The 13,878-nt window shown below is 55.3% G+C and carries 1 protein-coding gene; it reads right to left on the reverse strand.

Features of this window, described 5'->3' with window-relative positions; genetic code table 11:
- Nucleotides 1–3: 3 nt before the first annotated feature.
- Nucleotides 4–13,572 carry a YadA-like family protein gene (locus tag B6A39_RS14995; RefSeq protein WP_083006963.1) on the reverse strand — a complete coding sequence of 4,523 codons (13,569 nt, stop codon included), beginning with the start codon at nucleotides 13,570–13,572 and terminating at the stop codon, nucleotides 4–6.
- Nucleotides 13,573–13,878: the final 306 nt, after the last annotated feature.

A 13,878-nucleotide genomic window follows, 5' to 3' on the forward strand; every position in this document is an offset into this window, starting at 1 on the left:
CCTTTACCAGTGCCAGCCAGCGCCAACACCAGCGCCGAAGTTGCTTTGCGAGTCGCCCGTCACCTTGCCTTGGATAATCCAGCGACCATTGTCGGACAGACGCGAGATCCCCACCGATACCGCCGACTCACCGCCATAGGTACCAGCCCCCACTCCGACCATGCTCTTACCGGGCATCCAGGCTTGTGGCACCGTGGAGGCGGCGATGGCACTGGCAGAGCCGGCATTGGCATTGCGCTCAACATCGTCGATACGGCCATACACGTTGACAATCTCGTTTTCAAAGCGACGGCCAAGATCATTCAACTGCCCCACGTTGGCAGCATCGTTAGCATTGATGCCAGGCGCCACATTGGTGATGGTGGTGCCCTCATCACCTTTCAGGGTGATGGTGCTGTAGTCAACATTGCCGTCTTCATCACGGTCATAGTTCACCGCACCGCGCTGAACCGCATCCAACTGGCGAACGTTAACTGCATCAGTGGCTTGGGTACCGCCTGCCACGTTGGTGATCTGACGCTCATTCCCTTCACTACCCACAGAAACAGCGCCCTGTGTGGAAGCAACAGATTCGTTGGAGAAGCGCTCTCGTTCACCGTTCATGCCTTCACGGTCAGCAACAGAATCCGCACCGAGGGCAACGCTGCCGTCAGCCGTTGCTTGGGCACCGGCACCTGACGCTACGCTTCGATCGCCTGCCGCAACGCTGCTTGGCCCCATGGCGATGCTGTCAGCACCTTGTGGGTCTGCGGCAGGGCCGTCGCTATTGGCGCGGAAGTACTTGGAGCCCCCTTGTTCAATGTTGGTGATTTGGTTCTGCACATCCCATAGCTGGCTACCGTTCACGGCATCCGAGCTATTTTGCGCAATATCACCGGGGGCAACATTGGTGATCTTCGTGCCGCCATCGCCTTCCAAGGTAATCGTGTCATAGTTAACACTACCGTCATCGTTGCGGTCATACGCCACCGCACGGTTACCCAGGTCTTCCAGGTCGTTAGTAATATTGTTGATATCGCCTTCGACGCTGTTGACGCGGTTGTCGAGCGCCCCGACCGCTTGATTAGTGGCATACAATTGGCTGCCGTTAATCGCATCGGTACTCTCTGCCGAAATTCGGCCTGCTGAGACGTTCGTCACCGTACGTTCAGCCCCGACGCTACCAACGCTAACGGTGGCGACCGGAGAAGCCCCCGCAAACTGGTAGGTTTGACCCGCGATTTCTACCGAAGCGGTACCAACCGCAGCGGCAGTGCGAGCACCTTCCCCTAGCGCAACGCTGCCTTGATGTGAAGCAACCGCGTCGTACCCCATCGCCAATGCACGATCTGCTGAAGCGACAGCTTCGTAGCCAACAGCGGTGGAGCCTTGCCCTTGAGCAAAGGCATCGCTCACTGCTAAGCCACTGTCGTTGGTGCGCACGTAGCGAATGCCGAGACCGTTATTGGTGATGTACTCATCGCTTCCGTCACCCACTACATTTGTAACACTGTTTTCTAACACTTCGATCCACTGATTCGTGGCGTAAAGTTGAGAGCCGTTGATGGCATCTTTGCTATCGGCTGATACACCACCTTCGGCTAAGTTAGTAATCCCCTCGTTACTAATAACAGGCCCGTCTTGCCCTACGGTAAGGCTATTACCGATCGATAAATCATCGGATAGTCCAAACGCGACTTCTTCACGATCATTTACCGTAGCCTGAGTAATGAGTATGTTACCGTCATCACTTAAGAGGTTAACTTCCCCCGTCGGAGCCACATTACTAGCGTCACCATCTTCAACGCTCAAGTTCCATCCAGCGTTCGCCGTAGCACTTACCTCTTCAATAGCCTGGTTAGAAGCGAAAAGTTGGCTGCCATTAATGGCATCAGTGCTGGTCGCACTAACTCGCCCCGCTGCCACATTGGTGATCGTGCGCTCATTACCCACACTACTAACGCTAATGGTGCTCGTCGGTGTAGTGCCAGCAAATGAGTAATCATTGCCAATCAGCGTAATGCCCTGAGTCGCAACCGATTCATCCGTGGTGCTGTTACTGCCGAGCGCTACACTTTGATCGTGACTGACCGTCGCACCTGCGCCAAGAGCGATACCCTGTTGGGCTTCGGAGCGGGCATTGCTACCAAACGCTATTCCGTCTGACAGCAGTACTTCGGCACTATCGCCAATGGCAGTGCCGCCTGGAGCCATTTGACCAACAATCGCGCCATTACCAATGCCAATGCCGTTATCACCGTTGGTAACAGTGGTCGGGCCAACTGCAATGCTGTCGTTACCAACCGCGGCGGCATCTGGCGCGCTGGAGTTCGCGCGGAAGTATTTGGTACCAGACTCGACGACTGATCCAACGGCGCCTTGTAGTTGGCGAACAGTGACAGCATCTTGCGCTTGGGTGCCATCTGCGACGTTGGTGATCTGACGGTACGAGTCGCTATCGCCTACCGAGATAGCACCGAGCAGTTCTTTGTCAGTGGTGTTGAATTCAATCGTGGCTGCCCCCGCCGGGATAAAGCCAGAGTCTGGAGCCAGCGCGCGATCAACCACCGAGCCGCTACCCAACGCCAGGCTGTCACGAATCGGTGCATTCGCCCCAAACCCCATGGCTACGGCACCGTCGCCGCTGGCACTAGCATCTACCCCACTAGCGATGGCATTCAACCCAGTGGCACCATCGTTATTAAAGTTGCCACCAACAGTGCCGCCGTCGTTCACACTGTAGTAACGGGCACGGTTTTCATTGAAATATTGAAGGTTAAGCGCATCACCGTCATCCACTGGTGTGCCTACATTGCTGATGACTTGGTTATTGGCATCAATACCACCACTCGCGGTGATGCTGGGTCCACCAGCAATGGTGAGTCCATCGCTGGTGACGGTGGTAAGGTTGCCGTTGCCATCATCGACGCTTAAGCCTGCGCTGGTGAGTTCGCTGTTGCCGGCGGTGACGCTGTCGAGATCAAGGTCACGATTAAGAGTGATTTCCACTTCACCAGCATCATCGATGCCAGTCTGCGCGACAGTGAGATTGCTATCCCCTGTGAACGTTACCTCGCCATTAGGGCCGATATTGGCGGCATTGGTACCGTCGGTGACGTTCCAGCCCGCATTAGCTGCGGCACTTACTTCTTCAATGGCTTGGTTAGAAGCAAACAGCTGACTACCGTTGATAGCATCAGTGCTGGTTTCACTCACACGACCAGCCGCTACATTGGTCAGCGTGCGCTCGTTCCCCGCACTACCAATGCTGACGGTGCTATCCGGGGTGTTGCCTGCAAATGAGTAATCATTGCCAATCAGCGTAATACCCTGAGTAGCCACCGGCTCATCCGTTGTACTGTTGCTACCTAACGCTACACTTTGATCGTGGCTAACCGTCGCACCTGCGCCAAGAGCAATGCCCTGCTGGGCTTCGGAGCGGGCATTAGTGCCGAACGCGACTCCGTCGGAGAGCAATACCTCGGCATTATTGCCAATGGCCGTGCCGCCTGGGGCCATTTGACCAACAATCGCGCCGTTCCCCATACCAATACCATTATCACCGTTAGTGACCGTGGTTGGCCCAACGGCAATACTGTCGTTACCTACCGCAAGTGAGTCTGGCGCCGTAGAGTTGGCGTGGAAGTACTTAGTCCCGGTTTCAACTACGGAGCCTATTGCCCCCTGTAGCTGGCGAACGGTGACGGCGTCTTGTGCTTCAGTACCATCGGCAACATTAATAATCTGGCGGTAAGAGTCGCTATCCCCGACAGAAATCGCGCCAAGCAGTTCTTTGTCGGTGGTGTTAAATTCAATAGTTGCCGAGCCGGCTGATATAAAGCCCGATTCAGGCGCTAAGGCTCGGTCAGAAACCGAGCCACTACCAATCGCTAAGCTGCCACGTACTAGAGCGTTCGCCCCAAAGCCCATCGCCACTGCACCCTCGCTATCGGCAATAGCGCCTACGCCGCTCGCCATCGCATTCAAACCGGTGGCACCGTCGTTATTGAAGTTACCGCCGATGACACCGTTATCGTTCACGCTAAAGTAGCGAACGCGGTTTTCATTAAAGTATTGAAGGTTTAGTGCATCACCATCATTCACTGGGTCGCCCAGGTTGGTGATGGAGTTGCCACCCATATCAATGCCGTTACCATTAAGCGTTGGGCCGTTGTTGATCGTCAGGCTATCAGCAGTAAGATTAGAGCTTGTGGCGATCTCAATCGCGCCGCCGTCATCGCTCAGTTCAATATTCTGGCCGCTGATAAAGTTGGCGACGTTATCGTTCTGGTCGAGGGTTTTAACGTCGGTGCCATCAATCTGAGTGACCACAGTTTGGAGTGCGGAATCAGCCAGCGTCAGGCTGTCTTTGCTAGCTTGGCTGAGATCCACCGCGTAGTCGGTGACGTTATCCGCATCCGGGGCAGCGGCGGTAACATCTACTGCGCCGGAACCGGCACTCACGGAAGCGCCGTCCGCATTAACGGTGTAGATAGCTTGGCCGTCAGCACCTGTGGCTTGGTCAACGCTGGCCACGTTAGAGCCACCCGCAACCTCTGTCCTCGACGCTGCCGCGCTATTTTGCAGTTGGCTAAGGTTAACGGCATCTTGAGCATCCAAACCATCGGCAAGGTTGCTGATGGTGGTGCTGTTCATATCAATACCGCCGCCGTTCAACGTAGGACCACCAGTGATGGCCACATTATCAAAAGCTACGCTATCAGCTGTGGCAACAGTGATATCCGTGCCGTTGCGGGTGATATCAACATTTTTGCCATCTAGGAGCTGGACCGTGTCGCCTGGGGCAACGTTGGTAGCAGCATCCCCATTGGCCTGGATATCCCAGCCCGTATTGGCAATCGTGCTGACCTCTTCTATCGCTTGGTTAGAGGCAAACAGTTGGCTGCCATTGATGGCATCGGTACTCGTCTCACTCACGCGGCCTGCCGCGACATTGGTCAACGTGCGCTCGTTGCCTGTACTGCCAATACTCACCGTGCTATCCGGGGCGGTGCCAGCGAAGGTGTAGCTATCACCGGCAATCGTGACGCCACTGGTGGCGACCGTGTCTTCTGTCACGCTGTTGCTACCCAGAGCGACACTTTGATCGTGGCTAACCGTCGCGCCTGCGCCCAGGGCAATGCCCTGCTGCGCTTCAGAACGCGCGTTAGTGCCGAACGCAACGCCATCGGAGAGCAGTACCTCAGCATTGTTACCGATCGCAGTACCACCTGGGGCCATTTGCCCGACAATCGCGCCGTTGCCCATGCCGATGCCATTGTCACCATTGGTGACTGTATTAGGCCCAATAGCAAGGCTATCGTCTCCGGCTGCAATGGCGTCAGGGTCATCGGAGTTGGCACGATAATATTTTATGCCGGTGGTAATCACTGAGCCCACCGCGCCTTGCAACTGACGAACCGTCACCGCATCTTGTGCTTCAGTGCCGTCGGCAACGTTAGTGATCTGACGGTAAGAGTCATCATCACCCACCGAGATAGCACCAAGCAGCTCTTTATCGGTGGTGTTGAACTCAATCGTTGCGGACCCTGCGGGGATAAAGCCGGAGTCCGGTGCCAGCGCACGATCCACTACCGAGCCACTGCCCAACGCGAGACTGTCATTAATCGGCGCACTGGCACCAAAGCCCATAGCCACCGCACCGTTACCACTGGCGGTGGCATTAACGCCGGAGGCAATGGCGTTCAGACCCGTCGCGCCATCGTTATTGTAGTTGCCGCCGATGGTGCCACCGTCATTCACACTGTAGTAACGGGTGCGGTTTGCATCGAAGTAATCCAGGTTGATGGCATCACCACCGTCTACCGCCTCTCCAACATTGGTGATGCGGTTATCGTTCATATCAATGCCATTATCATTGAGCGTCGGACCACCATTGTTGATGGTCAGGCTATCCGCCGTCAGGTCTGCGCTAGTGGCGATTTCAATCGCGCCATTATCATCACTCAGTTCGATATTGTTACCGCTGATAAAGTTGGCGACATTATCGTTCTGGTCGAGGGTTTTCACCTCAGTGCCGTCGATCTGGGTGACCACGGTTTGTAGCGCCGAGTCGGCCAGCGTCAGGCTGTCTTTGCTGGCTTGGCTGAGATCCACCGCGTAGTCAGTAACGTTATCCGCATCCGGGGCGGCGGCAGTCACATCCACCGCACCGGAACCGGCACTCACTGATGCGCCGTCGGCATTCACGGTGTAGATACCCTGGCCATCCGCGCCGGTGGTTTGATCAACACTGGCGACGTTGGTGCCTGCGGTGACTTCCGTTCTTGAAGCCGCGGCCGCGCCTTCTAATTGGCTGAGGTTAACTGCATCCTGCGCATTCACGCCATCAGCCAGGTTACTGATGGTGGTGTTGTTCATATCAATGCCACCACCAGTGAGTGTCGGACCGCCGGTGATGGCCACATCATCAAAGGCCACACTATCAGCGGTGGCGACGGTGATGTCCGTGCCATTGCGGGTAATCTCGACATTCTTGCCATTGAGCATCTGGACGGTATCGTCAGGCGCTACGTTAGTTGCCGTGTCTCCATTGGCTTGGATGTTCCAGCCGGTGTTGGCCACATCGCTCACTGCTTTGAGCTGATCTTCACTGGCCGCTTGGCCGGAGGTGAAGTTATCTGGATCAAAGGTGAGGTTGCTCAGCCCGTTAATGGTGTCACCACCACCAGTATTGACAGTGACATTGCCGAACTGGGGTGAATCAACAGTGGCGACTGTAATATCCGTGCCGTTGCGGGTGATGGCGATGTTTTGACCATCAATCATCTGAACGGTGTCACCGGGAGCCACGTTGGTAGCAGTGTCGCCGTTAGTCTGGATATCCCAGCCCGTATTGGCAATCGTGCTGACCTCTTCTATCGCTTGGTTAGAAGCAAACAGTTGGCTGCCGTTGATGGCATCAGTACTCGTCTCGCTCACGCGGCCTGCGGCCACATTAGTCAACGTGCGCTCGTTGCCTGCACTGCCAATACTCACTGTGCTATCCGGGATGGTGCCAGCGAAGGTGTAGCTATCACCGGCAATCGTGACGCCACTGGTGGCGACCGCGTCTTCTGTCACGCTGTTGCTACCCAGGGCGACACTTTGATCGTGACTAACCGTCGCGCCCGCGCCCAGAGCAATGCCCTGCTGGGCTTCAGAACGCGCGTTAGTGCCGAACGCAATGCCATCGGAGAGCAGTACCTCAGCATTGTTACCAATCGCGGTGCCGCCCGGGGCCATTTGCCCGACAATCGCGCCGTTACCCATGCCGATGCCATTTTCGCCGTTAGTGACGGTGGTAGGGCCAACCGCAATGCTGTCGTTACCTACTGCCAGCGAATCAGGCTCGGTGGAGTTTGCGCGGAAATACTTAGTACCACTATCAATCACAGAGCCAACAGCCCCTTGTAACTGGCGAACTGTCACCGCATCCTGTGCTTCAGTGCCGTCGGCGACGTTGGTGATCTGGCGGTACGAGTCATCATCACCCACCGAGATAGCACCAAGCAGCTCTTTATCGGTGGTGTTGAACTCAATCGTTGCGGACCCTGCGGGGATAAAGCCGGAGTCCGGTGCCAGCGCACGATCCACTACCGAGCCACTGCCCAACGCGAGACTGTCATTAATCGGCGCACTGGCACCAAAGCCCATAGCCACCGCACCGTTACCACTGGCGGTGGCATTAACGCCGGAGGCAATGGCGTTCAACCCCGTTGCACCATCGTTGTTGAAGTTGCCGCCGATGGTGCCACCGTCATTCACACTGTAGTAACGGGTGCGGTTTGCATCGAAGTAATCCAGATTGATGGCATCACCACCGTCTACCGCCTCTCCAACATTGGTGATGCGGTTATCGTTCATATCAATGCCGTTGTCATTGAGCGTCGGACCACCATTGTTGATGGTCAGGCTATCCGCCGTCAGGTCTGCGCTAGTGGCGATTTCAATCGCGCCATTGTCGTCACTTAGTTCGATATTGTTACCGCTGATAAAATTGGCAACGTTATCGTTCTGGTCGAGGGTTTTAACCTCAGTGCCGTCGACCTGAGTGACCACGGTTTGCAACGCGGAGTCGGCCAGCGTCAGGCTGTCTTTGCTGGCTTGACTGAGATCCACCGCGTAGTCGGTGACGTTGTTGGCATCGGGGGCGGCGGCAGTCACATCCACCGCACCGGAACCGGCACTCACTGATGCGCCGTCGGCATTCACGGTGTAGATATCCTGGCCATTCGCGCCGGTGGTTTGATCAACACTGGCGACGTTGGTGCCTGCGGTGACTTCCGTTCTTGAAGCTTCGGCCGCGCCTTCTAATTGGCTGAGGTTGACAGCATCTTGGGCGTTCACGCCATCGGCGAGATTGCTGATCGTCGTATTGCCCGCATCAATACCGCCCACCCCAATGTTAACCGGACCTGCCGTCATTGTGTCGGTTTGAACATCCGTGAAAGTAACATTGTCTGCCGTGGCGATTTCAATCGCACCGCCATTGTCGCTCAGCTCAATGTTCTGGCCGCTGATGAAGTTGGCGACATTATCATTCTGGTCGAGGGTTTTAACCTCGGTACCGTCGATCTGGGTGACCACCGTTTGCAGTGCAGAATCAGCCAGCGTCAGGCTGTCTTTGCTGGCTTGACTGAGATCCACCGCGTAGTCGGTGACGTTGTTGGCATCGGGGGCGGCGGCAGTCACATCCACCGCACCGGAACCGGCACTCACTGATGCGCCGTCGGCATTCACGGTGTAGATATCCTGGCCATTCGCGCCGGTGGTTTGATCAACACTGGCGACGTTGGTGCCTGCTTCAACTGCCGTGCGGGAAGCCGCGGCCGCGCCTTCTAATTGGCTGAGGTTGACAGCATCTTGGGCGTTCACGCCATCGGCGAGATTGCTGATGATGGTGTTACCCGCATCAATGCCGCCCGCCCCAATGTTAACCGGGCCTGCCGTCAGTGTGTCGGTTTGAACATCCGTGAAAGTAACATTGTCTGCCGTGGCGATTTCAATCGCGCCGCCGTCATCGCTCAGCTCAATGTTCTGGCCGCTGATAAAGTTGGCGACGTTGTCATTCTGGTCGAGGGTTTTAACCTCGGTACCGTCGATCTGGGTGACCACCGTTTGCAGTGCAGAATCAGCCAGTGTCAGGCTGTCTTTGCTGGCTTGGCTGAGATCCACCGCATAGTCGGTGACGTTATCCGCATCCGGGGCGGCGGCAGTCACATCCACCGCACCGGAACCGGCACTCACTGATGCGCCGTCGGCATTCACGGTGTAGATATCCTGGCCATTCGCGCCGGTGGTTTGATCAACACTGGCGACGTTGGTGCCTGCTTCAACTGCCGTGCGGGAAGCCGCGGCCGCGCCTTCTAATTGGCTGAGGTTGACAGCATCTTGGGCGTTCACGCCATCGGCGAGATTGCTGATGATGGTGTTACCCGCATCAATGCCGCCCGCCCCAATGTTAACCGGGCCTGCCGTCAGTGTGTCGGTTTGAACATCCGTGAAAGTAACATTGTCTGCCGTGGCGATTTCAATCGCGCCGCCGTCATCGCTCAGCTCAATGTTCTGGCCGCTGATAAAGTTGGCGACGTTGTCATTCTGGTCGAGGGTTTTAACCTCGGTACCGTCGATCTGGGTGACCACCGTTTGCAGTGCAGAATCAGCCAGTGTCAGGCTGTCTTTGCTGGCTTGACTGAGATCCACCGCATAGTCGGTGACGTTATCCGCATCCGGGGCGGCGGCAGTCACATCCACCGCACCGGAACCGGCACTCACTGATGCGCCGTCGGCATTCACGGTGTAAATGTCTTGGCCATTCGCGCCAGTGGTTTGATCAACACTGGCGACGTTGGTACCTGCGGTGACTTCCGTTCTTGAAGCTGCGGCCGCGCCTTCTAATTGGCTGAGGTTGACAGCATCTTGGGCGTTCACGCCATCGGCGAGATTGCTGATCGTCGTATTGCCCGCATCAATGCCGCCCGCACCGATGCTAACCGGGCCAGCCGTCAGCGTGTCGGTTTGAACATCGGTGAAAGTAACATTGTCTGCGGTGGCGATTTCAATCGCACCGCCATTGTCGCTCAGCTCAATGTTCTGGCCGCTGATGAAGTTGGCGACATTATCATTCTGGTCGAGGGTTTTAACCTCGGTACCGTCGATCTGGGTGACCACCGTTTGCAGTGCAGAATCAGCCAGCGTCAGGCTGTCTTTGCTGGCTTGGCTGAGATCCACCGCATAGTCGGTGACGTTATCCGCATCCGGGGCGGCGGCAGTCACATCCACCGCACCGGAACCGGCACTCACTGATGCGCCGTCGGCATTCACGGTGTAAATGTCTTGGCCATTCGCGCCAGTGGTTTGATCAACACTGGCGACGTTGGTACCTGCGGTGACTTCCGTTCTTGAAGCTGCGGCCGCGCCTTCTAATTGGCTGAGGTTGACAGCATCTTGGGCGTTCACGCCATCGGCGAGATTGCTGATCGTCGTATTGCCCGCATCAATGCCGCCCGCACCGATGCTAACCGGGCCAGCCGTCAGCGTGTCGGTTTGAACATCGGTGAAAGTAACATTGTCTGCGGTGGCGATTTCAATCGCACCGCCATTGTCGCTCAGCTCAATGTTCTGGCCGCTGATGAAGTTGGCGACATTATCATTCTGGTCGAGGGTTTTAACCTCGGTACCGTCGATCTGGGTGACCACCGTTTGCAGTGCAGAATCAGCCAGCGTCAGGCTGTCTTTGCTGGCTTGGCTGAGATCCACCGCATAGTCGGTGACGTTATCCGCATCCGGGGCGGCGGCAGTCACATCCACCGCACCGGAACCGGCACTCACTGATGCGCCGTCGGCATTCACGGTGTAAATGTCTTGGCCATTCGCGCCAGTGGTTTGATCAACACTGGCGACGTTGGTACCTGCGGTGACTTCCGTTCTTGAAGCTGCGGCCGCGCCTTCTAATTGGCTGAGGTTGACAGCATCTTGGGCGTTCACGCCATCGGCGAGATTGCTGATCGTCGTATTGCCCGCATCAATGCCGCCCGCACCGATGCTAACCGGGCCAGCCGTCAGCGTGTCGGTTTGAACATCGGTGAAAGTAACATTGTCTGCGGTGGCGATTTCAATCGCGCCGCCGTCATCGCTCAGCTCAATGTTCTGGCCGCTGATAAAGTTGGCGACATTATCATTCTCATCGAGGGTTTTAACGTCAGTACCGTCGATCTGGGTGACCACGGTTTGGAGCGCGGAGTCGGCCAGCAGTAGGCTGTCTTTGCTGGCTTGGCTGAGATCCACCGCGTAATCGGTGACGTTATCCGCATCCGGGGCAGCGGCAGTCACATCCACCGCACCGGAACCGGCACTTACTGAAGCGCCGTCGGCATTCACGGTGTAGATGGTTCCGCCATTGGGATTTTCTTCCTCAACCACATTGGCGATGTTAGTACCTGCGTCAACAGAAGATTGTGAAGCAATCAACTGACTGACATTGACCGCATCATCATTTGCGGTGCCTGCCGCCACGCTGGTGATCTGTCGACTTCCAACGTCTACGGCTGCCTGTGTCGCTACCGTATTGTTGATCGCGGTAGTATCAGCGGCTGTCGCGCCAAAGGGGATATAGCCATTGATACCTGCGGCAGTATCTGCCGTTGAGTTGGAGCCTAGTGCGACGCTATCTTCAAGCACCGCATTGCTTTGATCGCCAATTGCTGTTGAGCTTTCCGCATCTGCAGTTGAAAAACTACCTATCGCTGTTGCATATATCGCGTTTGCATTACTCTCGCCACCAAGAGCAGTGGCATAGTCAGCAAGCGCAAAAGCACCTCGGGAAATAGCAATAGCGCTGAGTCCAGAGGCCTCTGCTGCGGTTCCCAGAGCGACAGCGTCTTGCCCTGATGCATCTGTGTTATGACCAGCCGCAAACGACTGTAAGCCCGATGCTACCGAGTCCCTACCGATGACAACGGCTGCTTCACCGGAAGCCACAACGCCACTACCAATAGCACTCGAGTCAACGCCTTGAGCTGAACTTAGGTAACCACCGGCATAGGATTGGTTACCAGACGCATCCGTTTGATAGCCAACCGCGGTAGAAAAGTTTCCTACTGCATTAGCTTCGGTACCTAAAGCGCTTGAGCGATCGCCCGTTGCTGTTGCGGTTTGACCATAGGCGGAAGAGTTATTACCACTGGCGGTACTGAACTCACCGAATGCTTGACCTCCATTACTAGCATTTGCGCCGGTACCTACCGCCCAGGAGCCTGTTGCTACGGCACCACGGCCTATCGCACCGGTGTCAACGCCCGATGCGATACTATCTTTACCTATAGCAATGGAATTTTCTGCCGTTGCCTGAGCAGACGTACCAAAAGCAAGTGAATCATTTCCCGTGGCTTGGGTATTATTAACCGTGTCTTGCTTCCAACCACCGTCATCGATAGATGATGAACCCAAGGCAAAGGCACGATCGCCACTCGCTAACGCAGATGTACCGAGAGCAATTGATTCTTCACCCGTAGAGGTTGATACAGGACCAATCGATAAACTTCGTGCACCTGTGGCGGCGCTTTGATAGCCAATAGAGAGAGATTGCGTGCCCGTCGCATAAGCAGCCGGACCGAGGGCAAAGGCACTGTTGTTAGAGGCAACTGCTGATCCACCAATCGAAACACCAAGAATGCCGCTTGCCTGACTATTAGAGCCTATCGCAATTCCACCACTTGCTACGCTAGCTTCAGCACCTAACGCAATAGGGGCGTTAACAACACTTTCGACATTACTATCCACGCCGTTATTATCTTGACGACGATAGGCATAGACACCAGCCCCATTTACTGATGACTGGCTACCAATTGAGATCCCACGAGCACCTGCCGCTTCTGCCTGACCACCAATCGCAATAGCATTAGCAAATGTTGCTTGGGCGCCTTTGACATCATCAGCACCGATGGCAATTGAGTACAGACCTGAGGCCGTTGTAGAGTTAGCAACAGAAAGCGGGTTGGCATTATCTGCACCACCCGCGCCACCAATCGCAACAGCGTTACGTGCAGTGGCTTGACTACCAAAGCCCAAAGCAGTGCCAGATATTCCAGTCGCACGGCTTTCTAAACCAATCGCCGTCGCCCATTGAGCAGCACTGGTATTAAAACCGAAGGCGGCTCCACCACTTCCTGTCACCTCGCTAAATGTACCGTAGACAGTTGCTGCTGATTGAGTGTTACCATCGGCATTACACCCTGCAACGGTTGAGTAGGTGCCACTGCCATCGATAGGATCTGCGGTGGTATTGCCAGTTGTTAACCTGCCAATTGCTATCCCTCCTCCTCCAGACACACAACTGCCACCATCTGAGGCAAATTTCCTTGCTTCAGCATCGAGACTTCCCAGCGGAGAAAGCATTGTCGCGAATGCGAACACAACACCTAATGTAACAGGCCGAAGAAAAAACGTTATCGGTGAATGAATTGTTGAAGCTTCTGCCACTCGACCAATTTTTCCACTAGCTCCCGACTTACTACGACTACGCGCCGCTTCTGAAGCTACCACCAGCCGCCCAAGTGAACGATTCCAAACTAAACGAAATACATTATTCATTCCCGTGCTCCCATTAACGTTGTTAGGAATTATTGTGATTAGTTTTTCTAGCTTCTTGGGCGGTAGGTAGGGGTTACCTAATTAAGCTCACTCTTATCACCAAGCCTAAAAGGTCACATAACCCCTATCTCACAATTTTTTTGTGAAACGATTATTAACTATTTGCAGAAAAAACAGCGGCGCCTGAAACTTTATTTAATACTGAAGCTAGCACAGGGAAGTGGCCGCCTCCACACTATGAATAAACGTAAATTGAAAAATCAGAGGAAATCTTTTTTCAGACTTTGGTGATAGAAATAAGCAGCA

It is taken from the genome of Halomonas sp. GT (genome assembly GCF_002082565.1).
Classification (GTDB): domain Bacteria; phylum Pseudomonadota; class Gammaproteobacteria; order Pseudomonadales; family Halomonadaceae; genus Vreelandella.